The 24,635-nt window shown below is 72.8% G+C and carries 18 protein-coding genes and 2 pseudogenes; 10 read left to right on the forward strand and 10 right to left on the reverse strand.

Going from position 1 to position 24,635, the window contains the following annotated elements:
* Positions 1 to 29: 29 nt before the first annotated feature.
* From ACWCP0_RS34430 to ACWCP0_RS34440, 3 genes are all read right to left on the reverse strand, one after another.
* Positions 30 to 941, reverse strand: coding sequence for a hypothetical protein (locus ACWCP0_RS34430; RefSeq protein ID WP_451082685.1), 912 nt, complete (start codon positions 939 to 941; stop codon positions 30 to 32).
* 313 nt (positions 942 to 1,254) lie between these two features.
* Positions 1,255 to 2,781, reverse strand: coding sequence for a hypothetical protein (locus ACWCP0_RS34435; RefSeq protein ID WP_451082686.1), 1,527 nt, complete (start codon positions 2,779 to 2,781; stop codon positions 1,255 to 1,257).
* A gap of 99 nt (positions 2,782 to 2,880) precedes the next feature.
* Positions 2,881 to 3,597, reverse strand: coding sequence for a GntR family transcriptional regulator (locus tag ACWCP0_RS34440; RefSeq protein WP_451082687.1), 717 nt, complete (start codon positions 3,595 to 3,597; stop codon positions 2,881 to 2,883).
* A 258-nt stretch (positions 3,598 to 3,855) separates the two neighbouring features.
* Here ACWCP0_RS34440 and ACWCP0_RS34445 point away from each other — a divergent pair.
* The 4 genes and pseudogenes from ACWCP0_RS34445 to ACWCP0_RS34460 all read left to right on the forward strand — a co-directional run.
* Positions 3,856 to 4,523 (forward strand): annotated as a pseudogene (locus ACWCP0_RS34445) (MFS transporter); the annotation flags it as partial.
* Between the two features lie 79 nt (positions 4,524 to 4,602).
* A complete protein-coding gene (locus ACWCP0_RS34450) occupies positions 4,603 to 5,367 on the forward strand; it encodes a LamB/YcsF family protein (RefSeq protein ID WP_451082688.1) in 765 nt (254 codons plus the stop codon).
* On the forward strand, positions 5,364 to 6,020 hold the full coding sequence (gene pxpB / locus ACWCP0_RS34455; protein WP_451082689.1) for a 5-oxoprolinase subunit PxpB: 657 nt from the start codon (positions 5,364 to 5,366) through the stop codon (positions 6,018 to 6,020). Before ACWCP0_RS34450 ends, pxpB begins: the two co-directional genes overlap by 4 nt.
* A complete protein-coding gene (locus ACWCP0_RS34460) occupies positions 6,017 to 6,913 on the forward strand; it encodes a 5-oxoprolinase subunit C family protein (protein WP_451082690.1) in 897 nt (298 codons plus the stop codon). Before pxpB ends, ACWCP0_RS34460 begins: the two co-directional genes overlap by 4 nt.
* Positions 6,914 to 7,109: 196 nt before the next feature.
* On the opposite strand, the gene ACWCP0_RS34465 is transcribed toward ACWCP0_RS34460, so the two are convergent.
* The 6 genes and pseudogenes from ACWCP0_RS34465 to ACWCP0_RS34490 all read right to left on the reverse strand — a co-directional run bounded on the left by ACWCP0_RS34465 (position 7,110) and on the right by ACWCP0_RS34490 (position 16,859).
* Positions 7,110 to 10,712, reverse strand: a complete 3,603-nt coding sequence (locus ACWCP0_RS34465; RefSeq protein ID WP_451082691.1) for a hydantoinase B/oxoprolinase family protein — start codon at positions 10,710 to 10,712, stop codon at positions 7,110 to 7,112.
* Positions 10,709 to 11,566, reverse strand: a pseudogene (locus ACWCP0_RS34470) (SGNH/GDSL hydrolase family protein); the annotation flags it as partial. The pseudogene ACWCP0_RS34470 and the gene ACWCP0_RS34465, both read right to left, overlap by 4 nt.
* Before the next feature lie 482 nt (positions 11,567 to 12,048).
* Complete coding sequence (locus ACWCP0_RS34475; protein ID WP_451082692.1) at positions 12,049 to 13,212, reverse strand: glycosyltransferase; 1,164 nt, start codon at positions 13,210 to 13,212, stop codon at positions 12,049 to 12,051.
* Entirely contained in the window at positions 13,209 to 14,330 is a 1,122-nt protein-coding gene (locus tag ACWCP0_RS34480; protein WP_451082693.1) for a glycosyltransferase family 4 protein, read from the reverse strand. The genes ACWCP0_RS34475 and ACWCP0_RS34480 overlap by 4 nt, the downstream gene beginning before the upstream one ends.
* Positions 14,331 to 14,828: 498 nt before the next feature.
* Positions 14,829 to 16,247 (reverse strand): HEAT repeat domain-containing protein, encoded by a 1,419-nt coding sequence (locus tag ACWCP0_RS34485; protein WP_451082694.1) that lies wholly within the window; start codon positions 16,245 to 16,247, stop codon positions 14,829 to 14,831.
* A gap of 219 nt (positions 16,248 to 16,466) precedes the next feature.
* The gene (locus ACWCP0_RS34490) at positions 16,467 to 16,859 is read right to left on the reverse strand and encodes an ankyrin repeat domain-containing protein (protein WP_451082695.1); all 393 of its coding nucleotides are present in this window, start codon (positions 16,857 to 16,859) and stop codon (positions 16,467 to 16,469) included.
* 287 nt (positions 16,860 to 17,146) lie between these two features.
* On the opposite strand from ACWCP0_RS34490, the gene ACWCP0_RS34495 reads away from it, so the two are divergent.
* Both ACWCP0_RS34495 and ACWCP0_RS34500 read left to right on the forward strand, forming a co-directional pair.
* Entirely contained in the window at positions 17,147 to 17,341 is a 195-nt protein-coding gene (locus ACWCP0_RS34495; RefSeq protein ID WP_351224353.1) for a hypothetical protein, read from the forward strand.
* A gap of 46 nt (positions 17,342 to 17,387) precedes the next feature.
* The gene (locus ACWCP0_RS34500) at positions 17,388 to 18,974 is read left to right on the forward strand and encodes a hypothetical protein (protein WP_451082696.1); all 1,587 of its coding nucleotides are present in this window, start codon (positions 17,388 to 17,390) and stop codon (positions 18,972 to 18,974) included.
* Between the two features lie 489 nt (positions 18,975 to 19,463).
* Here the strand turns inward: ACWCP0_RS34500 and ACWCP0_RS34505 are convergent, their stop codons facing one another.
* Positions 19,464 to 20,963 carry an SCO1417 family MocR-like transcription factor gene (locus ACWCP0_RS34505; protein ID WP_451082697.1) on the reverse strand — a complete coding sequence of 500 codons (1,500 nt, stop codon included), beginning with the start codon at positions 20,961 to 20,963 and terminating at the stop codon, positions 19,464 to 19,466.
* 68 nt (positions 20,964 to 21,031) lie between these two features.
* On the opposite strand from ACWCP0_RS34505, the gene yczE reads away from it, so the two are divergent.
* From yczE to ACWCP0_RS34525, 4 genes are all read left to right on the forward strand, one after another.
* A complete protein-coding gene (gene yczE / locus ACWCP0_RS34510) occupies positions 21,032 to 21,709 on the forward strand; it encodes a membrane protein YczE (protein ID WP_451082724.1) in 678 nt (225 codons plus the stop codon).
* Positions 21,706 to 22,479 carry a glycerophosphodiester phosphodiesterase family protein gene (locus ACWCP0_RS34515; protein ID WP_451082698.1) on the forward strand — a complete coding sequence of 258 codons (774 nt, stop codon included), beginning with the start codon at positions 21,706 to 21,708 and terminating at the stop codon, positions 22,477 to 22,479. Before yczE ends, ACWCP0_RS34515 begins: the two co-directional genes overlap by 4 nt.
* A gap of 69 nt (positions 22,480 to 22,548) precedes the next feature.
* On the forward strand, positions 22,549 to 23,916 hold the full coding sequence (locus ACWCP0_RS34520; protein WP_451082699.1) for an MFS transporter: 1,368 nt from the start codon (positions 22,549 to 22,551) through the stop codon (positions 23,914 to 23,916).
* Between the two features lie 268 nt (positions 23,917 to 24,184).
* On the forward strand, positions 24,185 to 24,559 hold the full coding sequence (locus ACWCP0_RS34525) for an RNA polymerase-binding protein RbpA (RefSeq protein ID WP_003959706.1): 375 nt from the start codon (positions 24,185 to 24,187) through the stop codon (positions 24,557 to 24,559).
* Positions 24,560 to 24,635 lie beyond the last annotated feature (76 nt).

A 24,635-nucleotide genomic window follows, 5' to 3' on the forward strand; every position in this document is an offset into this window, starting at 1 on the left:
TCTCGTCGTTCTCGGCGGGATTCAGCAGGTCAGGCGTGGAAGGGGAGGCCGGCGTCGGCGGCCAGCTCCAGGTCGTCGGCGTCGGGCGCGGGCACGAGCGTGGCGGTGCCGTCGGTGACGGGGACGACGCCGAGCTCCAGGAGCTCGGCCATGGCAGCACTGCCCGCCATGTCGCGGACCTGCAGCTGGTAGCGGGCGGTCGTGCGGTACGCGCCTCCCGCGTCGTCGCCTGTGCGCTGCAGGAACCCGGAGTCGGTGAGGAAGGCGACGGCCTTGCCGACGATGCCGGTGGTGGAGCCGGCGAGCCTTCGGGCGTCCTTCGTCGCGCCCGTGGCGCTGCGGCGCGCATAGATCCGCCAGGCGGCCTCGAGTCCGGGGGCGTCCGAGGCGGGGTCGGTGTTCTCCCCCTGTTCCTCGGCGCGCTCCTCCAGGCGGCGGCAGGCCTGGCGTACGAAGACGTCGACTCCGTTGACCGTGATCCGGCCGATGTAGCCGTCGTCGGCGAGGTCCTCGGGGCGCGGGAACGCCATGGCGGCGACGGCGAGATGAGCGAGGCCGTGCAGGAACCGGTCGGCGGAGTCGGCGGAGGCGCGACGGGCGTAGTCGCCCATGCGTACGGCGAAGACCGAGTCCTCGCCGGCGGTCACGGCCATGCCCGCGCGCGGGGAGACTTCGAGGACGACGAGTCCGAGTCCGGTGGCCACGGCGTCGGCGAGCCGCGCGAAGGCGGGCTCCTCCCGGTACCGCCGAAGCATGTCGGCGTACTCGGCGTCCCGCGCGGGGAGCAGCTTGGGCTGCAGCCCGAAGGAGACGAGCCGTGCGGCGTCGGCGGCGTCCGCTGGCGTGACACCGGCGGACGCGGACATCGGCCCGGCCGGCGGCCCCTGCGGCGCGCCCGGCTCGCTCCACGCCTCGGCGTGCTCTGCGTGCTGGTCGCTCACGGCTGCGGCTCCTTGCGGTGGTTCTCTGCGGATACGAGTGCGGGTGCGGATACGAGTGCGGGTGCGTCGGCGGGCACCGTGACGCGGCCGGGTTGCGTGCCTCCGGTCGCCGGCGCGGGGACGGACGGCTGTGCCGGCAGGGCGCCGTAGGCCGGCTTCGGTCGTCGGCCGGAGGCGCTCCGGGGGACCGTCCCTCGGTCAGCCGACCAGGCTCTCGGCCGCCCGTTGGCCACGGGGGAGAGTGGGAACCGCCCTGTGTGTCGGAGCGCCGGCACGATGCGGTCGCCGGTGGCGCCGGGGACCGGGCGCGCGCTCACGCCGCCTCCGTCCGGCCCGCCGCCATGCCCGCAGCGTCCAGCAGGGCCGTGCCGACGATCAGGTCCGCGCCGCCGAATTCGGGGTCGTCCAGCTCGGTGCCGTCGTCGACGGCGAAGAGCAGGCGCTGCTCACCCTGACGGTAGGCCGTGCCGACCGGGGGGCTCGCCGCGTGGACGGCGAGGAGGGCGACCAGGTAGGGGAGGTCCGGGTCGCGGCGGCGGGCCTCGGCCAGCAGGCCGGAGAGACGGCGGGGCGCGTCGTGCTCGAGGTCGAGCAGCTCCATCGCGCTCGCGAGCTGCTCCTCGCTGAAGCGGCTGTCGTCGGGGGTGGCGATCAGGTCGGGCTCGGGCATTTCGGCGCCCAGGTGCTCGCGCTCGACCGGCGGGGTCAGCAGCATGTCGACGAGGTCGCCGACGCGCACGGCCGCGGGGGTGCGCAGTCCGGTGCCGCGGGCGAAGAAGGCGTCCGTGACCCGGATGGCCTGTCCGACGGGGAGCGGCAGCAGGGGGGCGACGAGGTGCCCGTACAGATCGATCCCTGAGCGGGGGGCGGGCGCGGCGAAGGCCTGCCGGTCCTGCTCGGCGCGGAAGAGGGGGCCCGCTTCGAGGAGGCGGGACTGGAGCTGCGTGTGGCGGCGGATGCAGTCCTTGACTATGTCGACGAGCTCGGCGGCGCGCCGTTTGTGCTCGGGGTCCTCGGCCTCGTCGCGCGCCTTGCGGATGTTCGTCAGGATCGCGTTCTCGTGGCGGTAGCGGTCGGCGACGTGGTCGAGCGCCTCGGCGATCATGTCGGGCACGGCGTCGAGCCAGTCGACGGCGCGGACGTTGCGCCGGGTGGCTTCGAGAGTCCTGCGGAGTGTCTCCGCGTACTGCACGGTCCGATAGCGGGCCTGCTCGGCGGCGAGCTGGGCGTCGGCGAGCCGGCCGCGGCTGATCAGGACCTCCAGCTTCACCTCGGCCGCGATCTGTGCGCTGGTGACGTCCGTGTCGAGGGCGCCGACGAGGACGTTGACCGCTTCGTCCGTCGTACGGAGATAGACACTGCCGGCGTGACCCGGCACTTCCTCGATGAGCTTGAAGTCGTAGTCCCGCCGGACATACACCCCGTCGGGTCCGAAAGTGCCGTAAACCGCACGGAACCCGCGGTCGACGCTGCCCACATTGATCAGGTTCTCGAGCACCCAGCGCGCGACGCGCTCATGCTCCGCGACCGGTCGTCGCGGGGCCTGCGCCGCGATGCGCGGGAGCAGCCTCGCCACTATCTGCTCGTGGTCGGCACCGGTGTCGAAGTCCATGTTGAGCGTGACGAGATCGATGGCGGCGAGGGCGACTTCGGCCATCGCGTAGATCGAGTACTCCCCGGCCAGATTCGCCTTGCGGGTGTCCAGATCGTGCAGCGGCGCGGTGCACGCGAGCGCACGGAGCCGCCGCGCCAGCCCTTCGTCGGCGGCCGGGCCCTGAGCGGGGCGCGGCCCCGCGCTGAGCTGGGGCGGAACGGATTCCGTCGAGGCAGGCGAAGTCACGGTGCACAGACTAGGTCCTCGCACTGACAACGGTCGAAACGGCGCAGAAACCCCTCGTCCCGCCGCGGCACCGACCGCACTCCGCGGCTGCGCCCCACCTCAGCGCTCCGCCGCGTCCCCGTCCTGCACGAGCACCGCGTACACCTGCACGAGCCCGTTGCGCGAGTCGTCCAGGTACTCGGCGAGCAGCCCCGCCGCCCTGTCCCGCTCTCCTGCCTTGAGCGCTTCCAGAATCTCCCGGTTTCGCACGAGATAGGGTTCGTGGAGTCCGCGGGGATCGTCCACGACGTGGAAGGCGAGACGGAGTTCGGCGAGGACGCCGCGCATCAGCTCGTCGGTGCGGACGCTGTGCGCGAGCGCGACGAGTTCCCGGTGGAAATGGATGTTGGCGGTGGAGACACCCTTCCAGTTCCCCTCGCGCGCCGCCTGCTCTCCGCCGATGACGGCGTCGCGGAGTCCCTCGAGCGCGAACGGCGGCTTGCCGAGGCCGCTGACGACAGCACATTCGACCAGCCGGCGGGTGCGGTAGATGTCCTCGACGTCCTCGACGGCCAGGACCCGGACGAACACGCCGCGGTTGAGCTGATGGACCAGCAGCCGCTCGTGGGTCAGCAGGCGGAACGCCTCGCGCAGCGTGTTGCGCGAGACCCCCAGCGCATTGCCGATGCTGTCCTCCGAGAGCCGGGCGCCCGGCAGGAAGAAACCCTCGGCGATCCGGGTCCGCAGGATGTCCGCGACCCGTTCGGCCGTGCTCGTGCGGCCCAGCAGCAGGCGGTCGTCCGCCAGTTGGCCCGGCTCGGACCCCGTCGTCCCCACAGCGCCCTCTCTTCGGCCTCCATGGCCGCCGTCCCACCGGCGGCGTCCGGATTCAATCGTAGAAGCAGGAACGAGACCATATGACTCTTGTCGGATCGTTCAACAATCCTCTACTCTCGGTGTGGTCGGCGTCACAGCACGGCACGCATGCCGCGCGACCGGCGCACGACTGACGCACGCCCTCCCCACGACCTTCCGCATGACCGCGGCATGTCTTCCGCCTGTCTCAGCAGCACCCTCCCCTCCTGCGAGGTGCAGATGAGTACGACCCAGTCACAGCCGAAGAGGGCGAACTGTCCGAGGACACCGGCGCGTTCGCCTTTCTTCGGGCCCTCGGCCCGCGCGGCCGCCGCGCCTTCACCGGCGCGTTCGGTGGCTACGCCCTGGACTCCTACGACTTCTTCACGCTGCCGCTCAGCATGGTGGCGATCGCCGCGTTCTTCAGTCTCGACAGCGGTCAGACCGGACTCCTGACGACAGTCACCCTGGTCGTCTCGGCCGTCGGCGGCGCGCTCGCCGGAATACTCGCGGACCGCATCGGCCGCGTCCGGGCGCTGCTGATCACGGTGATCACGTACGCGCTGTTCACCGTCCTGTGCGGCTTCGCGCCCAACTACGAGACCTTGCTGGTCTTCCGCGCTCTCCAGGGCCTCGGCTTCGGCGGGGAGTGGGCGGTCGGCGCGATTCTGGTCGCCGAGTACGCAACGGCCAGGCACCGCGGCCGCACGCTCGGCGCGATCCAGAGCGCGTGGGCCGCGGGCTGGGCACTCGCTGTCGTCGTCTACACGCTGGTGTTCCAGTTGCTCGACGCGGACACCGCGTGGCGGGTCATGTTCTGGACCGGCGCGTTGCCCGCCCTGCTCGTCATCTATGTCCGGCGGAATGTGAAGGACGCGCCGGAGGCGGCCGAGCGGCGCCGCGCGAGCAGGGCGCTGCTCGGGCTGCCGGAGACGCGTGGCCGCGAGCTCGTGTGACCCGGTCACCCCTGTGAAAGGACCAACCACCATGACCTGGGCTTCGATCGACCTGAACGCCGATCTCGGCGAGGGCTTCGGCCGCTGGCGGCTGACCGACGACGAGCAACTGCTGTCCGTCGTCACCAGCGCCAATGTGGCCTGTGGCTTCCACGCCGGGGACGCTGCGACCATGCGGCGGGTCTGCGACATGGCGGCCGAGCGCAAGGTGCGGATCGGAGCCCAGGTCTCGTACCGCGATCTGGCCGGCTTCGGCCGTCGCTCCATGGACGTCCCGGCCGACGAGCTGGCCGCCGAGGTCGCCTACCAGATAGGTGCGCTGGAGGTGTTCGCCCGGGCAGCGGGTACGCGCGTCTCGTACGTCAAGCCGCACGGGGCGCTGTACAACCGCGTCGTCCGGGACGAGGAGCAGGCGGAGGCCGTCGTCGAGGGCGTCATGCTCACCGGCGAGCGGCTGCCGGTGCTGGGGCTGCCCGGTTCCCGGCTGCACACGATGGCGGAGAAGGCCGGACTCCCGGTCGTCACCGAGGCGTTCGCGGACCGGGCCTACACGGCGGACGGCACCCTCGTGCCACGGGGGCAGGGGGGCGCCGTCGTCACGGACCCCGGGACAGTGGTGGAACGGTCGGTGTCGATGGCCAGGTTCGGGGTCGTCACCTCACTGTGCGGCCAGGTGGTCGGCGTCCGTGCCCGCTCGCTCTGTCTGCACGGCGACACCCCGGGCGCGGTCGGTCTGGCGCGCAGGGTCCGCGCGCAGTTGGAGGCGTCCGGGGTCCGTGTGGAGGCTTTCGTATGAGGCTTCTGCCCGTCGGTGAGCGGGCGCTCCTCGTGGAGCTGGACAGCGGCGAGCAGGTGGAGTCGCTCCACGCCGAGCTGCTGCGGCGCCGCGCCGCGGGTTCGCTGACCCAGGTCCGGGAGATCGTGCCCGCCGCCCGCACGGTCCTCCTCGACGGGGTGGAGGAGCCGGGGCGGCTGGCCGCCGAGCTGCCCGGCTGGGACATACCGCCACGCGCGGCGGACACGGGAAGGGCGATCGAGATACCCGTGCGGTACGACGGTCCCGATCTGGCGGAGGTCGCGGCGCTCTGGGCAGTCGGGATGGACGAGATCGCGGGGATCCACTCGGCGGCCGAATTCCGCGTCGCCTTCTGCGGGTTCGCCCCCGGTTTCGGGTATCTGACGGGGCTCGGTGAGCAGTTCGCGGTCCCACGCAGGGCCACGCCCCGGACGTCCGTGCCGGCGGGCTCGGTCGGGCTGGCGGGGCCGTACACGGGCGTGTACCCCCGCTCCTCCCCCGGCGGCTGGCAGCTCATCGGCACGACGGACGTGATCCTCTGGGATCCGGCGCGCGAGCCCGCCGCCCTGCTGTCCCCGGGTGCCCGGGTGCGCTTCGTGCCCGTTGCGTTCGTGCCCGATGCCGCCACGCCCGGTGCGGGAGAGCGTGGATGACCGACCGGGCCCTCGCGGTCGTACGGGCCGGCGCGCTGACCACCGTCCAGGACCTGGGACGGCCAAGGCACGCGCACCTCGGGGTACCGCGATCCGGAGCACTGGACCCGGGTGCGTTGCGGCTGGTCAACCGGCTCGTCGGCAATCCGGAACGGGCGGCGGTGCTGGAGACCACACTCACCGGGTGCGCGGTGCGGCCGCGCTGTGCGGTGACCGTGGCCGTCGGTGGGGCGCCGTGTGCGGTGCGCGTCGACGGGCGCCCGGCGGCCTGGGGGGCACCGGTGCGGGTCACGGCGGGGGCGGTGCTGGAGGTGGGCGCGGCGGTGCGCGGTGTCCGGAGCTATGTGGCGTTCGCGGGGGGTGTGGCGTCCGAGCCGGTGCTGGGCAGCCGCTCGACGGATCTGCTCTCCGGGCTGGGGCCTGCGCCGCTGGTCGACGGCGCGGTGGTGCCGCTCGGCGTGCCCGCCGGGCCGCCCGGGCGAGTGGACAGTCCGCCACCATGGCCGGGCCCGCCGTCGGAGCTGGTGCTGCGGGTGCGGTTCGGACCGCGCGAGGACTGGTTCACGGAGTCGGCGCTGCGGACGTTCGTCAGCGGTGACCACCGGGTGTCGGCGGCGAGCAACCGCATCGGTCTGCGCACCGACGGCACCCCCCTGGAGCGGGCCGTCCTGGCCGAGCTGCCCAGCGAGGGGATGGTCCTGGGCGCGGTGCAGGTCCCGCCGGACGGACTGCCCGTGGTGTTCCTCGCCGATCACCCGACGACGGGCGGATATCCGGTGGTCGCGGTCGTCCGGGAGGCGGATCTCGCGGCGGCGGCGCAGGCGGTGCCGGGTACGCCGGTGCGGTTCGTGCCGGTGGGCGGGCCCGGTGCGACGCGCGCCCGGCGCGGCTGAGCGGCACGCCGCCCAGGTCACGGCGCCTGGTGCGTCCGTCCGCGAACGCCGGACGGGCCGGACCTGGGCGCTGCTCCGTCCGGGGCAGGCCTCCGGGTCCCCCGGACGGACTGGAACTGCGCACTGTCCCCGGGCCGGGGTCAGGCCTCCGGGTCCCCCGGACGGACTGGAACTGCGCACTGTCCCCGGGCCGGGGTCAGGCCCCCGGCTCCCCGTACCCGCCGCCGCCCGGGGTCCGTACGACCAGGACGTCACCGGACCGGACCTCCACCGAGTCCACGCCCCGGAGGTCCTCGACGGTGCCGTCCGCCCGCTCCACCGCGTTCGCGCCCAACGCGCCCGGCTCGCCGCCGGCCATCCCGTACGGGCGCACGCGACGGTGGCCGGTGAGCAGGGCCACGGTCATCGGCTCCAGGAAGCGGATCCGCCGCACCACGCCGTTCCCGCCCCGCCAGGTGCCCGCGCCCCCGCTGCCGTCGCGTACCGAAAAGGCGTCCACCCGCACCGGGTAGCGCCACTCCAGCACCTCGGGGTCGGTCAGCCGCGAGTTGGTCATATGGGTCTGTACGGCATCGGCCCCGTCGAAGCCGTCGCCCGCGCCTGAGCCGCTCGCCACGGTCTCGTAGTACTGCACACGGTCGTTGCCGAAGGTGACGTTGTTCATCGTGCCGGAGCCCTCGGCCTGGACGCCGAGCGCCGCATAGAGCGCGCCGGTGACGGCCTGCGAGGTCTCCACATTGCCGGCCACGGTCGCGGCCGGGTACGTCGGCGCGAGCATCGACCCCTCGGGTACGCGCACCTCCAGCGGTTCCAGGCAGCCGCTGTTCAGGGGGATGTCGTCGGCGACGAGCGTCCGGAAGACGTACAGGACGGCTGCCATCACCACCGACTTGGGGGCGTTGAAGTTGCCGGGCTGCTGTGGGGACGTACCGGTGAAGTCGAGGACCGCGCTCCTGGCCTCCCTGTCCACGCTGAGCGCGACCTCGATGCTCGCGCCACCGTCGGTCTCGTAGCGGTACGAGCCGTCGCTCAGGTCGGCGAGGATGCGGCGTACGGACTCCTCTGCGTTGTTCCGTACGTGGCGCATATAGGCCCGGACGACGTCGAGACCGAACTCGTCCACCATGCGGGCGAGTTCGCTGATGCCCTTCTCATTGGCGGCGATCTGTGCGCGCAGGTCGGCGAGATTGGTGTCGGGATCCCGGGACGGGTGGGGAGCGCCCGTGAGGAGCTCCCTCGTCTCGGCCTCGCGCAGCCGGCCGTCCCGGACGAGCAGCCAGTTGTCGAAGAGGACGCCTTCCTCGTGGATCGTCCGGCTGAAGGCCGGCATCGAGCCGGGGGTGATACCGCCGATCTCGGCATGATGGCCGCGCGAGGCCACCAGGAACCGCAGTTCGGCCCCGTCCTCGTCGAAGACGGGCGTCACGACGGTCACATCGGGCAGATGCGTACCGCCGTGGTACGGGTCGTTGATGGCGTACACATCGCCCGGCCGCAGATCGCCTGCGTTGCGGCGCAGCACCTCCTTGATGGACTCCCCCATCGAGCCCAGATGCACGGGGATGTGCGGTGCGTTGGCGATGAGATTGCCCTCGGCGTCGAAGAGGGCACAGGAGAAGTCCAGCCGCTCCTTGATGTTGACGGAGTGGGCGGTGTTCTCCAGGCGTACGCCCATCTGCTCGGCGATGGCCATGAAGAGGTTGTTGAAGACCTCGAGCAGGACGGGGTCGACGTCCGTACCGGCGGCGGCACGCCCGGGCCGTGGCCGTACGCGTGTGAGCAGCAGATGCCCGCCCTCCCCCACGGCCGCCCGCCAGCCCGGGTCGACGACGGTCGTCGCGTCGGCCTCGGCGATGATCGCCGGGCCTTCGACGGTGTCGCCCGGGGACAGGTCCTCCCGCCGGTAGAGCGGTGTGTCCGTCCGGCCGCCGTCCACGAACATCGGCACGGTCGCCCGCACCCGGGGCCCGACGCCCTCAGCCGCCTCCTCGACGACGACCGCCCCGTGCGGTCCCGCCGCCCCCACCGCCTCGACCGACACCGCCTCCACGACCAGCGGCTTGTCCATCGTGAACGCGTACCGCGCCCGGTGCACGGACTCGAATTCCTCCCGCATCCCGTCGAGCGTGCCCAGGGGCACGGGCAGTGCCGTGTCCGTTCCGGCGTAGCGGATGAGCACGCGCGCCCGGGTGGTGATCGCGTCGTCGGGGACGGCGTCGGCGCGGAGCTCGGCGCGGGTGCGTTCGGCCAGTTCACCGCACAGGTCCTGAACGCGGTGCAGGGTGCTGTCGCTCAGCTCTGCCTCGACCGACTGCTCGCGCATGGCGGTCGCGTCGGCGAGCCCGATGCCGTAGGCGGAGAGGACCCCGGCGAGCGGCGGCGCGATGACGGTGTCGATGCCAAGGGCGTCGGCCACGGCGCAGGCGTGCTGGCCGCCCGCGCCGCCGAAGCTGGTCAGGGCGTAGCGGGTGACGTCGTGGCCGCGCTGGACGGAGATCTTCTTGACGGCGTTGGCCATGTTGAGGACGGCGATCTCCAGGAAGCCGGCGGCGACTTCCTCGGGGCCGCGTACGGTGCCGGTGGCCTTCCGGATCTCCTCGGCGAGCTCCGTGAAGCGTTCCCTCACGACATCGGCGTCGAGCGGCTGGTCGCCGTCGGGCCCGAAGACGGCGGGAAAGTGGGTGGGCTGGACGCGGCCGAGCATCACATTGGCGTCGGTGACGGTGAGCGGGCCACCGCGCCGGTAGCAGGCGGGGCCGGGCACGGCGCCGGCCGAGTCGGGTCCTACGCGGTAGCGCTGGCCGTCGAAGTGGAGGATCGAGCCGCCGCCGGCCGCGACGGTGTGGATGTTCATCATCGGCGCACGCATCCGTACACCGGCGACCTGTGTGCCGAGCTCGCGCTCGAACTCGCCCGCGTAATGCGACACATCGGTGGACGTGCCGCCCATGTCGAAGCCGATGACGCGATCGAACCCCGCCTGTTCGGAGGTGCGGGCCATGCCGACGACACCGCCGGCCGGGCCGGACAGGACGGCGTCCTTGCCCCGGAAGTGGGCGGCTTCCCGCAGACCGCCGTTGGACTGCATGAACATCAGACGGATGGAGCGGAGTTCCTCGGCCACCTCGTCGACGTAGCGCCGCAGGATCGGCGAGAGGTACGCGTCCACGACGGTGGTGTCCCCGCGCGGTACGAGCTTGATGAGCGGGCTGACCTCGTGGGAGCAACTGACCTGGGTGAAGCCGAGGTCGCGGGCCGCGTCGGCGACGGCCGACTCGTGGGCGGGGTGGCGGTAGCCGTGCAACAGGACGACGGCGACGCTGGAGAAGCCGTCGCGGCGGGCGGCTTCGAGCTGCCGGGCGACCGTGTCCAGCGCGAGGGGCTGAACGATCTCGCCGTGGGCGTCGACGCGCTCGGGGACTTCGACGACCCGGTCGTACACGGCCTCGGGGAGGACGATGCGGCGGTCGAAGAGGCGGGGGCGGTTCTGGTACGCGATGCGCAGCGCGTCCCGGAAGCCCTGGGTGATGACGAGGACGGTCGGCTCGCCGTGCCGCTCCAGGAGCGCGTTGGTGGCGACGGTCGTGCCCATTTTGACGACGGCGATGCGGTCCGCAGGCACGGTGTCCTCGGGCCCGAGCCCGAGGAGCAGCCTGATGCCGGCCACGGCCGCGTCGCGGTAGTGCTCGGGGTTGTGGGAGAGCAGTTTGCGGGTGACGAGATGTCCGTCGGGGCGTCGCCCGACAATGTCGGTGAACGTCCCGCCACGGTCGATCCAGAATTCCCAGCGCCCGCTCATTCCCCCATTCTGGCAAGGGGAGCGTCGAGGGACAGTGAGGCGAGCGCGGCGGAGAGGGCGTTTTCGGCGACGTGGTCGAGGCGGGCGCTGGTGCCGCGCGACCAGTGGCGCACCTCGGCGGCCGCGAGACCCACCAGCTGGGGCAGGAGATCGGTACACCTGCGAGCCACCCAGGCGGTGCCGGCGGTGGCCAGCCACAGCGCCTTGGCGACACGGCTCGGCGCGGGCTGCTCGGGTTCGGTGCCGGGTGCCGTTCCGAGGGCGAGGCCCTCAGCGGCGAGCAGTTCGTGGAAGCGACGGGCGATCGTGCGGTGTCCGCGCTCGCCGGGGTGGAGCCGGTCCGCGCTCCACATGGTGCGGTCCTCGACCCAGGTCGCGTCGGCGATGTGGAGGTGGATGGCCCCGTAGCGCTCGGAGAGCGCGTGGACGACGGCGTTGACGGCCCGCTGCCGGCGGGCGAGGGGGCGGGCGAGCGGTGCGGGCAGCGCGAGCATCGCACCCGGGTCGGGCAGACAGGCGGTGAGGATCCTGGTGCCCTGTTCGCTGAGCGCGGCGCAGACCCGGTCGAGCCGGAAGGCGAGGTCGTGGATGTCGAAGGTGTGCCGCAGTGTGTCGTTCACGCCGACGACGACGGAGGCGACGTCGGGTGCGTACGCGAGGACTTCGGGCGCCTGGGTCTCGTGCACGTCGCGCGTGAGCGCCCCGCTCACGGCGAAGTTCCGGAACTCCGCGGGCCTCTCGGGCTCGCCCAGGCCCTGCGCGAGCAGCGAGGCCCAGCCGCGCCACATTCCGTCGACCCGGTCACCGACACCCTCGGTGAGGGAGTCACCGAGCGCGGCGAAGCGCGGGGGGCGTGGGGGGCGTGGGGGTGCGGTGGCGGGCGCGGGTCCGGTCCCGGGCGCGGGCCCGGTCCCGGGCGCGGGCCCGGTCCCGTTCCCGGCGAGGCCGGCCCCCGTGCCCCCGTGCCCTCCGGGACCCGCGCCCTCGGCTCTCCGCGAGGGCATGGCCGTGCGCGGCACCGGGCCGGGCGTCGGCACCGCGGGGGCGGTGGCCGGGACTTCGGTCACGGTTGCGAGCCCGGTGAGGCCGGCCGCAGTCGGCGCACCCGCCGTACCGGACGCGGCGCCGGCGCACGACGGGCCGGTGGAGCCCGCCGGGCCGACCGGCACGGCCCCCCGGCCACCGGACGCGGTCCGCACCAGGTCGTCCAGCGCCGTGGACGGCAAGGCGGCCCCGGACGCGGGGCCGACCAGTTCGGCCACCGCCCCGGGCACGACCCCCGCCCCAGGTAGGGGGACCGCCCCAGGCACAGGGACCGGCGGGCTCAGGTCCGTGGTCATGCTGCGACCTCCGGGTGGCCGGGTACGCGGGTGGGGGCGTCGTGGGCGGAGAGGAAGGCGGAGACCGCGCGGTCCCAGCCGAAGAGTTCCGCGCGGGCGCGGGCGGCCTCGCGGCGGGCCTGTTCGGGGCGCGAAAGGAGTTCCCGTACCGCGTCCGCGAAGGCCTCCGGGGTGTCGCGGGCCGCGATGCCCGCGTCGCCGATGACCTCGGGAAGGGCGGACGATGCGCTGGCGACGACGGGGGTGCCGCTCGCCAGGGCCTCCAGCGCGGACAGCCCGAAGGTCTCGGCCGGTCCTGGCGCCAGGCAGATGTCCGCCGCCGCCTGCAGATCCGCGAGGGCCTCGCGGTCGGCGACGTGCCCCAGGAAGTGGACGGGCAGCCGCGCGTCCTGCGCACGCCGGGCCAGCCCGCTCCGCAGCGGGCCCTCACCGGCGACGACCAGCGCCGCGCGCACGCCGCGCGCACGCAGCGTGGCGAGCGCGTCGAGCGCCATGCCGGGCCGCTTCTCCACCGAGAGCCGGGAGCACATCAGCAGCAGCACCTCGGCGCCCTCGGCATAGCGGGCCCGCAGCACCTTGCTGCGCCGTCCCGGACGGCACCGCTCCAGCTCCACGCCCAGCGGCGCGCGGACCACGTTGCCGGCGCCTATCCGGATGAACTCCCGCTCGGCCCACTCCGTGGTGCACACGATCCGCGAGTACGACCAGGCGCTGCGCCGGTTGAGCCGGTCCGCGGTGCGCTCGGCGAACGCCCCCGGGACGCCCCACGTACGCAGCACTCCGTCCGCCGTCTCGTGGGACACCATCACCGAGGGGATCCGGCGACGCCGCGCCCATTCCCCCGTCCACCGCAGCGTGGTCCGGTCGGAGACCTCCAGCCGGTCGGGCTCGAGCTCGTCCAGGAGCCGGCTGAGCCGCGACCGGCCGGCGAGTACGCGGTAGCCGCCGGTGCCGGGAAGCACCGGGCCGGGGAGCGTGATGACCCGCCCCTGCGGGGTCATCGTGTCGCTCTCCGCGTCGCCGGGCACGACCAGAACCGGTTCGTGCCCTGCCGCGAGATAGCCGCGGCCCAGCTCGCGCAGCGCGGTCCGCAGCCCGCCCGACGCGGGTGTCACGAAGTTCGCGAGCCGCACGATCCGCAGTCCGTTCGTGGTGCTCATGCCGCTACCGCCGTCCGCTCCCGCAGCACCTCGGCATAGTGCCCGAGAAGCTGGTCGCCGACCGCCGCCCAGGTGCGGCCCTCGACCGTGTCGCGCCCGGCGCGCCCGTACGCCTCCCGGCGTGCGGGATCCGCGACCAGCGCCGTCACCGCCTGCGTGACGGCCGCGGTGTCGCGGGGCGGGACGAGGAGTCCCGTACGGCCGTGGTCGACGAGGTCCAGCGGCCCGCCGGCCGCCGGGGCGATCACCGGCACGCCGCTGGCCATGGCCTCCTGCACGGTCTGGCAGAAGGTCTCGTACGGACCCGTGTGCGCGAACACGTCGAACGAGGCGAAGATCCGCGCGAGGTCGTCGCCGGTGCGACGGCCCAGGAACACGGCACCGGGCAGCGCGTCGCGCAGGGACGCTTCGCTCGGCCCGTCGCCGACGACCACGACCTTGACTCCCGGCAGCCCGCAGGCACCGGCGAGCAGTTCGACGCACTTCTCGGGGGCGAGGCGGCCGACGTAGCCGACGATCGTCTCGCCGTTCGGGGCGAGTTCGCGCCGCAGCGCCTCGTCCCGCAGCTCGGGCCGGAACCGCACGGTGTCCACGCCGCGCGGCCAGAGCCGCACCCGGGGCACGCCGTGCTCCTCGAGGTCGCGCAGGGCGGCGCTGGACGGCGCGAGGGTCCGGTCGGCCGCGGTGTGCACGGTACGGAGGCGCCGCCACGCCGTGGATTCGCCGGCGCCCATGTACGTACGGGCGTAGCCGGCGAGGTCGGTCTGGTAGACGGCGACGGCGGGCAGCCCGAGCCTCGCCGCCACCCCCATCCCGCGCACTCCGAGCACGAAGGGGCTGGCGAGGTGGACGACATCGGCCCGGTGCGCGGTGAGTGCCGCGGCGAGCCGTCGGCTGGGCAGGGCCACACGGACCTGCGGATAGCCGGGCAGCGGCAGGGACGGCACGCGCACGACGGGGCACGGTGCTTCGATGTCGCTCCCGTGCCCGGCCACGGCCGGGGCGATGACGAGCGGATCATGACCGCGGTCGGCGAGATGCCGGGCGGTCTGCAGGGCGCAGTGCGCCACACCATTGACGTCTGGTGGGAAGGATTCGGTGACGATGACGACACGCATAGGGGTGTTGTCGTCGCGCCGGGGGTGGTGCGCCCAACGTGGATCTTTCCGTGCGGGGAACGTCCTATGAGCGTTTGGCCCACGCCCTCGCTTGAACGGCTGTTCAGGCCCGGACCTGCCCCGCGATGTCCCACCCTGCCCGTTTCGGCCACTGGCCGGCAGCGTTTCCGGCCACGGCGCCCGCGCCCTCCGCCCGCGCCCCGCCGTCGCAGTCGCCGTCGCCCCGTCCCATCCGCGGAGGGCTCGTGCAGAGCCCGTCCGGCGATCGAGGAAGGACACCCGGGTCCACCGAGCGGTTACGGGCACATGTCCCGGTGGCGATGAAGGGAACAGAGCCCCGCCGGGCGGCGCCGCCCGGGCCCCAGCGCCCACGCCTCAGGACGGAGGCGGCCCGGCGCCACGGCGGCCCGGCACGGAGGCGGCCCGGCGCCACGGCGGCCCGGCACGGAGGCGGCCCGGCGCCACGGCGGCTCAGTGCGGAGGCGTGTCCACGACGGCTCAGTGCGGAGGCGTGTCCATGCCGATGCGGCTGCGGACCGCTGTCTGGACCTCGGCCTCCTCGGCTGGGTCGGCGGCCAGGCGGCGCAGGCGCTCCGCGACGCGCGCGTCACCGGTTTCGGCGTGGAGGGCGGCGACTTCTCTCGTGGTCTCCTCGCAGTCCCACAGGCATTCGACGGCGAAGCCGGTGGCGAAGGAGGGGTCGGTCGCCGCGAGGGCACGTGCCGTGCGGCCGCGTAGCTGCGAGGACGCGGTCTCGCGGTAGATGTGGCGCAGCACGGGTGCCGCGCATTCGATGCCGAGCCGGCCCGCGCCGTCGACGAGGGTCCACAGGAGAGGGGCGTCGGGCCCCTCCGCACGGACGGTCTCGCGGAGGGCTCCGAGGACGAGATCGGTGTCCTGGGTGCCGCCTCGGCAGGCAAGGACTCCTGCCGCGGAGCCGCCGAGAGCGTCGGGCCGGTGGACCCAGCCGCGGGCCCTGTCGACGGCGGCCTCCCCGCACATCCGCTCGAACGCGGACACGGCGGCATCGGCGACCGTGCGGGACACGTCGAGGGCGGCGGTCTCGATGAGGTCCAGCACAGCGGGGTCCTGTGACTGGGCCAGGTAGTGCAGCGCGGCGCATCTGGCGCCGTCGGGCCCGCTGCGCGCCGCCTCGATGATCGTGGTGCGGTCGTCGGGTCCCGCGACGGCGGTGAGACAGCGGGCGGCCGGCACATGCAGCACTCTGCCGCGCTCGTGCCCCTGCTGGGCCCACTCGAAGACGGCCTGCACGCTCCAGCCGGGCCGTGGCCCGCTGGGCTGCATCTGTCGCTGCCATCGGTCGAAGGAGCCTCGTTCCCGGGCGGCCCGCAGCCGCGCGCCCACCGCTTCCCGCGGATCCTCGGCCCACAGTCGCCACGGCCGGGGCTCGAAGGCGTCCCGCACGGCCGTGGCCAGTTCCGCCTCGCCCTCAGGGGTGGCCGCGAATCGGGCCAGCACCGGTCCGGCGAGCGTGCGCAGGCCGTTGTCGTCGTCGCGCAGGGCGAGCTCGTCGAGTGCCCAGGCCCAGTTGGACCCTGCCGCGGCGTAGCGCCGCAGCAGGAAGAGCGCGTCGTCGCGTCCGTACGAGGCGAGGTGGCCGAGCACGGCGAGCGCGAGCCCGGTCCTCGTCTCGTCCGCGTCGATGTGGTCGTCGGCCCCGAAGAGGTGGGCCTCGATCTCGTCGAGCCCGCCATGGAGGTCCAGGTAGAGGCGTGCGTAGTAGAGAGAGCGGTTCTCCACCTGCCAGTCGTGGCGGGGGTCGCTCAGCACGCAGTGGTTGAGGGCCGCGAGGGCTTCGGAGCGGGGCGCGGCGAGCGCGTGGAGCGTGCCGTCGCCGCGGCCCCTCTGCAGCAGGCCGAGCAAGGTGCCGCTCGGCGCTATGACTGGTTCGAACATGGAAAGTGCCTCACATCAAGCTGTCGACGCAACCGGGGGTGTGTTCGCCTAGGCCGCGCAGCAACATGATCGGCTGCCCGTCGTCTTCCGCTTGGTGTAGACCATCTTCCTCTGCCTCTCGTCGGTGGCCCGTTGCGGGCCCGACGTCATGATGACCCAGCCGTTTCGCCGCCGCGACCACATTTACGGCGACGCTCCCACCTGGCGTTCAACTCCCGTTCACCGCTTGGTGAACAGCTCCAGGAGGTCTGTCTTCCCAAACATCCGCGCGGTATCCACCGCGGACGGAGTTCCGGCCTCCGGATCGGCTCCGCCGTCGAGGAGCACGCGGATCACCGCGTCCTCGCCCTTGAAGACGGCACCGGCGAGCGGGGTCTGGCCGCGGTCGTTGGCGCGGTCCGCGTCGGCCCCGCGGTCGAGGAGTGCCCGCACCGCGGCGGCGTGGCCGTGGTAGGCGGCGAGCATGACGAGCGAGTCGCCCTTGTCGTTGGTGAGGTTCGCAGGGACTCCGGCGTCGACGTAGGCGGCGAGTGCGTCGGCGTCGCCCTGGCGCGCCAGGTCGAAGATCCTGGACGCGAGCTCGATGACCTCGGGGTCCGGGGTTTCACTCATGGGACGGACTGCCTTCCGCTGCGTTGACCTGGTGCTGAGGGTGCTGGGCACGAGCGCCGAGGGCGGTCGAGCGGCACATACGAGTGAATCGACAGGGTACTGCCCGTGGCGCGCCATGACCGCGCCCGCTCACGGCAAAGATCAATGCGCCCAGGGCAACCATCCGGCGTAAGCCCATCGAGTGAAAAGTCTCGATATTCACCCGTTTGCACCTTTTATCACATAGACACTTCCTGTGAGGCTGGAAGTACTCATGGTGACTGTCCCCTCAACCAGGAGAACAACTCATGATCCTGTCCATGTCAGGCGTCGTGCTGCTGGGAATCATCGTCTTCCTGTTCTTCAAGAAGGACGGGCTGAAGGCATCGCACGCCCTGGTCAGCGCCCTGTTCGGCTTCTACCTCGCGGGCACGGCCATCGCCCCGAGCATCACAGCAGGAGGCGCAAGCCTCGCCAGCCTGCTGGGCGGGATCAAGTTCTGACGCCCCCGCATCACCTCTTCCACAACTCAAGGAGCAGGAGAACCACGTGGCCCGGCGACCACTCCCTCGCATTCTGAGCAACGGCACCGACCGGATCGCTCGCAGCCGAGAGCTCGCGCGGACAGCCGCCGACAACGCCACCGACGTCCTCCAGCCGCTCATCACGATCAGCCGCGGCATGCGGCTGCTGGCCGCCGCAGGACGGCGCAAATGGACCGTCACGCCGAAGGAACGACGTGGCCCCACGCTCTTCCTGGCGGCGGCCTGCGTGCTGGTGGTCGCTCTCGTCCCGTACGGGCCACTGCTCGGTCTGATCACGGCGATGGGGGTGGCGGGGTGGATGGGACGGGAGCGTACGCCGGTGCGGACCGGGCCCGACGAGGCGGAGACGGCACGGCTGCAGGCACTGTACGAAGCGCTCGTGCCGTATTTCTCCGTACAGGAGGACCCGAGTCCGCTGTTCTCCCACGGCGGGGAGTGGGCGAAGACGTTCAGCGACCACGAGTTCGACGGCGCCGGCCGGCTGAAACGGCTGCGGGTGCGTTACCCGGCGTACTTCACCGACGGCGAGGCCGAGGCGCGCGCCCGGATCGAGCAGCTGCTGCACACGAAGTCGGGGCGTGGCCGCGAGTACCTCTTCGACTGGGACGAGGAGAGCAACCACCTCGTGATGACCGTGCTGCCCGCGCTCCCGACCGCGATCGCCGCCCAGCACTTCGTCACGGCTCCCGGGGAGACGGTGCTGGGCTTCACCGACCCGGCCGCCGTGAACCGGACCGTACCCGTCGTCGTCGGCGGCCAGACCAAGGACGCGGCGCCCGTGGTGTGGCGCACCGGGCCCCGGTCGACGGAGCCGCATCTGCTGGCCGTCGGCCAGCCCGGCAGCGGTACGACCACGCTGCTGCGCTCGATCGCCCTGCAGGCGCTGCCCCACGGCGATGTGCTGATCGTGGAGGGCAGCGGGACCGGCGAGTACGCGTGTCTGACGGGGCGGACGGGCGTCCTGGCCGTCGAGTGCGGGCTCGCCGGGGCCCTGGCGAGCCTGGAGTGGGCGGCGCACGAGACGGAGCGGCGGCTCATCTCGGCGAACCGGGCCCGGCAGGCCGGGCACCCCGCGCCCGAGGACACGCGCCGCCCGCTGTGGATTCTCGTCGACCGGCCCAGCGTCTTCAGCCACCTCGCGGCGGCGGACGGGCGCACCGACCCGCAGCAGCTGCTGCAGGTGCCGTTGCGGCACGGACGGGCTGCGTCCGTGACGGTGGTGGTGGCCGACCAGTTCGACAGCCTGGAGTTCCTGTCCGAGACCGTACGGTCCCACACACGCGGCCGGGTGATCCTCGGCCCCTGCACACGCGACCAGGTCGAGGCGGTGCTGGGCGTGCCGCCGCACACGACCCCGACCTCCGACGTACCGCCGGGCCGCGGGTACGTCCGCCTCGGCACCGCCGCGGTGCTGCGGCTCCAGATCCCGGCGACCCCGGACCCGTACGACGAGACCACGAGCGAGCCGCACCGCCAGGCGGTCCTCGCGCTCCTCCCGGAACGCACGGCCCCGTCCGCCGAGGAGATCCCCGAGCCGGCTCCGGCCCCCACCCCCCACGCGACAGGGACCCCCGTTCCGGCGGAGGGCTGATCGGCCGCGGGCCCGTGGGTCTGCGCCCACGCCACCCGCGCGACGAGGAGATCAGGTCCTGGCCTCCCACGGTGGGTTGCCCGCCATCGGCGGCCACGGACCGGTCGTGGCTGTGCCTGGCCTCCGGCATGCAGACGGCGACCCGCCGCGCGTACCCCGTGGCGGGTCGCCCCCCATCGGCGACCGACCACCGGCAGAGGGTGACACGCAGCCGGAATCCGGCCGGCACCACCCACCCCGGAGCCAGGAGGGCCGTGCAAGGTCGGCCCCGCAGGGGGTGACGGCGCATGCGAGGCAGCCAAGGCCGGGCATCGGGGCAACCCAGGCCGGGCAACCAACCGTGCGACCTGCAGGCCGCCGATCCCGAGGAGTCGAGCCCGAAGGGGGCCCCGGGACCCGCACCCACGACACCGGCCAGGCCGCAGAACCCGGGCGCGGCGCACACAGCGGTCCCGCCCGCCAGGGCAGCCCGCATCGCGGGGGTGGCCGTCAGGCCACGAACGTCCTCGGCGCCTCCGTGCCCGTCGTCGCCCCCGTCTCCACCAGCCGCGCCGCCGCCGCAAGCCGCATCGCCGCCTCGTCGGCGACGGGGCCGCCGACGGTGAAGGGGAGCCGGACGTAGCCCTCGAAGGCGCCGTCGACTCCGAAGCGCGGACCCGAAGGAACCCGGACGCCCACGCGTTCGCCCACCTCGGCGAGGCGGGAGCCCGACAGGCCGCCGGCGCGGACCCAGAGGGTCAGGCCGCCGCGCGGGACGTCGAACTCCCAGTCGGGCAGCTCCCTGCGAACCGCCGCGACCAGCGCGTCGCGGTTCTCGCGGGCCTGGGCCCGGCGGATCGCGACCGCCTCCTCCCAGCCGCCCGTGCTCATCAGCCAGTTGACCGCCAGCTGCTCGAGCACCGGGGTGCCGAGGTCGGCGTAGGCACGGGCCGCGACCAGGGAGCGGATGACGTCCGGGGCGGCCCGCACCCAGCCGATGCGCATGCCCGCCCAGAAGGCCTTGCTCGCGGAGCCGACCGTGATGACCGTCGAACCCGCCGCGTCGAAGGAGCAGACGGGCCGCGGCATCTCCAGGTCCGGATCGAGGCAGAGCTCGGACATCGTCTCGTCGACGACGAGCACGGTCCCCGCCGACCGCGCGGCGTCCACGAGTGACCGCCGCTGGTCCTCGTCGGCCAGCGCGCCGGTGGGGTTGTGGAAGTCGGCGACGACGTACGCGAGGCGGGGCGCCGCGTCGCGCAGGACCTGGCGCCAACGCGGCATGTCCCAGCCCGCCAGCCCCTCGGCCATGGCCACGGGCACGAGCCGGGCCCCGGCCTCCCGCATGAGCTGCAGGATGTTCGCGTACGACGGGGACTCGACCGCGATGCGCTCACCGCGCCCGGCGAAGAGGTGGCAGATCGCGTCCATGGCGCCCATCGCGCCCGTGGTGACCATGATCTGCTCGGGCATCGTCGGGATGCCGCGCTCGGTGTAGCGGTCCGCGAGCGTCTGCCGCAGGGCGGGCAGGCCCGCCGGGTAGTCGCCGTGGGTGTGGGCGTACGGCGGCAGCTCCTCCAGCGCGCCCTGGACACCGCGGGTCAGCCACGGCTCGGGGGCCGGCAGGGCCGCGCAGCCGAGGTCGATCATCGAGCCGAGCGATTCCGGCGGGAGGGGCTCGAGACCGCGCGCGGGCACGGGGTTCCCGGCGGGGACGGCGGTCCAGCTGCCCGCACCCCTGCGGGACTCGAGGAACCCTTCCGCGCGGAGGGCTTCGTACGCCGCCGCCACCGTCGTACGGCTCACGGCGAGGGACAGCGCGAGCTCGCGCTCGGCGGGCAGCCGTGCGGCGACCGGCACCCGGCCTTCGAGGACGAGGAGCCGGACGCCGTCGGCGAGCGCGCGGTAGGCGGGCGGCTTGCGCGTGCCGGGGCCTGCCGGGCGGGGCTGCTGCGCGTTGAGCTGGCGAGCGAGCTGCGCTGCTCCCACCGCTGAAGTCCACTGCGCCATGAAAGTCAGTCCACCTTCCTCGGATTGGCCATGGTTGACACTTCTTTCCCAGCCACAGAGTGGCACGCATCAGTCCACTCTCACCACTGGGGGGCAGAATCTTGTCCACGCTGTTCCGTCGGCTCCTGCAGCTCTATCTCGGCCTCGCGCTGTACGGCGTGAGCTCCGCCCTCCTCGTGCGGGGCGGGCTCGGCCTCGAACCGTGGGGTGTGCTGCACCAGGGCCTCGCCGAGCGGACGGGACTGACCATCGGCGTCGTCTCGATCATCGTGGGCGCCGTCGTTCTGCTCCTGTGGATCCCGATCCGCCAGAAGCCGGGCCTCGGCACGATCTCCAATGTCTTCGTCATCGGCGTCGCGATGGACGGGACACTCGCGCTCGTGCCGGATCCGCACGGCCTCGCCGTGCAGATCCCGGTGATGGTCGCCGGGATCGTTCTCAACGGTGCGGCGACAGGCCTCTACATCTCCGCCCGCTTCGGTCCCGGCCCGCGTGACGGCCTGATGACGGGCCTCCACCGGCTGACGGGCCGCTCGATCCGGCTGGTCCGCACCGCGATCGAGGTCGCGGTCGTGGCCACCGGATTCGTCCTCGGCGGATCGGTCGGCGTCGGCACCGTGGCGTACGCCCTGTCCATCGGCCCGCTCGCACAGCTCTTCCTGCGCGTTTTCGCCATCCCGTCTGCGGACGAAGGAAGCCGGGTGGTCGCCGGGGCGTCACCGGAGCGAGCGATACTGCCAAGGTGACTCGCGTATCGCAGCCCCGGCATCCGTATCTCGACCACCCCACCCCCATACCGTTCGCGCACCGCGGCGGCACGGCCGACGGGCTGGAGAACACGGCCGCCGCTTTCCGCCGCGCGGCGGCGACCGGCTACCGCTACTTCGAGACGGACGTGCACACCACCGCCGACGGGAAGCTGGTCGCCTTCCACGACTCGACGCTGGACCGGGTCACGGACGCCCGCGGCCGGATCGCGGACCTGCCGTGGAACGAGGTGAGCCGGGCCCGGGTCGCGGGCAAGGAGCCGCTTCCGCTCTTCGAGGAGCTTCTGGAGGAGTTCCCCGAGGCACGATGGAACGTGGACATCAAGGCCGAGGGCGCGCTCGAACCGCTCGTCGACCTCGTGCGGCGGACGGCGGCCTGGGACCGGGTCTGTGTCGGCTCGTTCTCGGAGAGCCGGGTGTCGCGGGCGCACCGGCTCGCGGGCCCGCGGCTGGCGACCTCGTTCGGTGTGCGCGGGGTGCTGGGGCTGCGGCTGCGCTCCCTCGGCCTTCCGGCGGCGGTGCGCGCGGGCGCGGTCTGCGCGCAGGTGCCCGAGTCGCAGAGCGGCATCACGGTCGTGGACCGGCGGTTCGTGGCGGAGGCCCACGCCCGAGGGCTCCAGGTGCACGTGTGGACCGTGAACGACGCGGATCGGATGGCGCGCCTCCTGGACCTCGGAGTCGATGGCATCATGACCGATCATCTGGAGACGCTGCGCACGGTGCTGACCCACCGGGGAGTCTGGGTCTGAGCGGTCCGTACGGTCCGGTCGCCGCGCGTCTTCTCCACTTCTCCACGGGAACGATCGAGGGGGCGCCGCATGACCGCTGAGGCCGCGGACCGGACCGCAAACACGGACGGCGGCGATCGCCGGCGCCAGCAACGCGGGTGGTACTTCTACGACTTCGCCTGCTCCGTCTACTCGACGAGCGTGCTCACGGTCTTCCTGGGCCCCTATCTGACGTCCGTCGCCAAGGCCGCGGCGGACGCGGAGGGCTTCGTGCATCCGCTCGGCGTCCCGGTGCGGGCCGGCTCGCTCTTCGCCTACGCGGTCTCCGCATCGGTGGTGCTGGCGGTGCTCGTGATGCCGCTCGTGGGTGCCGTCGCGGACCGTACGGGCCGGAAGAAGCCGATGCTCGCCGTCTGCGCGTACCTGGGGGCCGCCGCCACGGCGGGCATGTTCTTCCTCGACGGCGACCGCTATCTGCTGGGCGCTCTGCTGCTGATCGTCGCGAACGCGTCGCTGTCCGTGTCCATGGTCCTCTACAACGCGTACCTTCCACAGATCGCCGAGCCCGACGAGCGGGACGCGGTGTCGTCGCGCGGCTGGGCCTTCGGCTACACGTCGGGCGCGTTCGTGCTCGTGCTCAATCTGGTGCTGTACACGGGACACGAGTCCTTCGGGCTGTCCGAGTCGGAGGCGGTACGCATCTGCCTCGCGTCGGCCGGAGTGTGGTGGGGCGCCTTCACCCTCGTGCCGCTGCGGCGGCTGCGCGACCGGCGCATCGCGGAGGGCAAGGAGCTCCCGCCGGGCCAGGGCGCGGTCGGCGCGGGCTGGCGCCAGCTCGTGGCCACGGTGCGGGACATGCGGCGCTATCCGCTGACGCTGTCGTTCCTGCTCGCGTACCTCGTCTACAACGACGGTGTGCAGACGGTGATTTCGCAGGCCTCGATCTACGGGTCCGAGGAGCTGGACCTCGATCAGACCACGCTGATCACCGCGGTGCTGCTGGTGCAGGTGCTGGCGGTGGCGGGCGCGCTGGGCATGGGCCGGCTGGCGCGGTCGTACGGCACGAAGCGGACGATCCTCGGCTCGCTCGCGGTGTGGTCGCTGATCCTGGGGGCCGGGTATTTCCTGCCGGCGCGGACGCCGGTGTGGTTCTACGCGCTCGCCGCCGCGATCGGGCTGGTGCTCGGCGGCAGCCAGGCGCTGTCGCGGTCACTGTTCTCGCACCTGGTGCCGCGCGGCAAGGAGGCCGAGTACTTCTCCGCGTACGAGATGAGCGACCGCGGGCTGAGCTGGCTCGGGCCGCTGGTGTTCGGTCTGGCCTTCCAGATCACGGGGAGCTACCGGGATGCCATCATCTCGTTGGTGATCTTCTTCGTACTGGGATTCGTGCTGCTCGCACGGGTTCCGGTGCGGCGTGCGGTGGCGGCTGCGGGCAACCCCGTTCCGAGACGGATTTAGACGTTGAAGTGAAAGGCCGCTAGTGTACGCCTTTGGCCTGCCAGGCGGACCGTTACTGCGTGCTGAAAACGTCAAAACGTTGGGTGACACTTTCTGCCAGATGTGACAAACCGGGCGCTGGTGGGTACAACAAGGGGCGGCACGACGGGCGACGACGCGTGACCCGAACGGGAATGCGACGGGAATCTTTACCGCCGACCGGACGTTGACCGGATGACGACGACAGCGACACCTGTCCTGTGGGCGACAAGCCCGGGAGGCACGATTCATGAGTGAGCGAGCTCTTCGCGGCACGCGCCTCGTGGTGACCAGCTACGAGACCGACCGCGGCATCGATCTGGCCCCGCGCCAGGCGGTGGAGTACGCATGCCAGAACGGACATCGATTCGAGATGCCGTTCTCGGTAGAGGCGGAGATTCCGCCGGAGTGGGAGTGCAAGGCGTGCGGCGCCCAGGCACTCCTGGTGGACGGGGACGGCCCCGAGGAGAAGAAGGGCAAGCCTGCGCGTACGCACTGGGACATGCTCATGGAGCGGCGTACCCGCGAGGAGCTCGAGGAGGTGCTGGCCGAGCGGCTGGCGGTCCTGCGCTCCGGGGCCATGAACATCGCGGTGCACCCGCGCGACAGCCGGAAGTCCGCGTAAAGAGGCACCACCGACATCCACAGCAGAAGAGCCGCGGGGGGCGGCGCCCCCCGGGGGGGCGGCCGCCCCCCGCACG

The sequence above is a fragment of the Streptomyces sp. NPDC001970 genome, assembly GCF_053594115.1.

What these genes read in the sequence shown, in the direction of transcription:
- ACWCP0_RS34450 (WP_451082688.1), top strand. Translation starts at nt 4,603, where the DNA reads ATGACCTGGGCTTCGATCGACCTGAACGCCGATCTCGGCGAGGGCTTC.
- pxpB (WP_451082689.1), top strand. Translation starts at nt 5,364, where the DNA reads ATGAGGCTTCTGCCCGTCGGTGAGCGGGCGCTCCTCGTGGAGCTGGAC.
- ACWCP0_RS34460 (WP_451082690.1), top strand. Translation starts at nt 6,017, where the DNA reads ATGACCGACCGGGCCCTCGCGGTCGTACGGGCCGGCGCGCTGACCACC.
- ACWCP0_RS34465 (WP_451082691.1), bottom strand. Translation starts at nt 10,712, where the DNA reads ATGAGCGGGCGCTGGGAATTCTGGATCGACCGTGGCGGGACGTTCACC.
- ACWCP0_RS34475 (WP_451082692.1), bottom strand. Translation starts at nt 13,212, where the DNA reads ATGAGCACCACGAACGGACTGCGGATCGTGCGGCTCGCGAACTTCGTG.
- ACWCP0_RS34480 (WP_451082693.1), bottom strand. Translation starts at nt 14,330, where the DNA reads ATGCGTGTCGTCATCGTCACCGAATCCTTCCCACCAGACGTCAATGGT.
- ACWCP0_RS34485 (WP_451082694.1), bottom strand. Translation starts at nt 16,247, where the DNA reads ATGTTCGAACCAGTCATAGCGCCGAGCGGCACCTTGCTCGGCCTGCTG.
- ACWCP0_RS34490 (WP_451082695.1), bottom strand. Translation starts at nt 16,859, where the DNA reads ATGAGTGAAACCCCGGACCCCGAGGTCATCGAGCTCGCGTCCAGGATC.
- ACWCP0_RS34495 (WP_351224353.1), top strand. Translation starts at nt 17,147, where the DNA reads ATGATCCTGTCCATGTCAGGCGTCGTGCTGCTGGGAATCATCGTCTTC.
- ACWCP0_RS34505 (WP_451082697.1), bottom strand. Translation starts at nt 20,963, where the DNA reads ATGGCGCAGTGGACTTCAGCGGTGGGAGCAGCGCAGCTCGCTCGCCAG.
- ACWCP0_RS34520 (WP_451082699.1), top strand. Translation starts at nt 22,549, where the DNA reads ATGACCGCTGAGGCCGCGGACCGGACCGCAAACACGGACGGCGGCGAT.
- ACWCP0_RS34525 (WP_003959706.1), top strand. Translation starts at nt 24,185, where the DNA reads ATGAGTGAGCGAGCTCTTCGCGGCACGCGCCTCGTGGTGACCAGCTAC.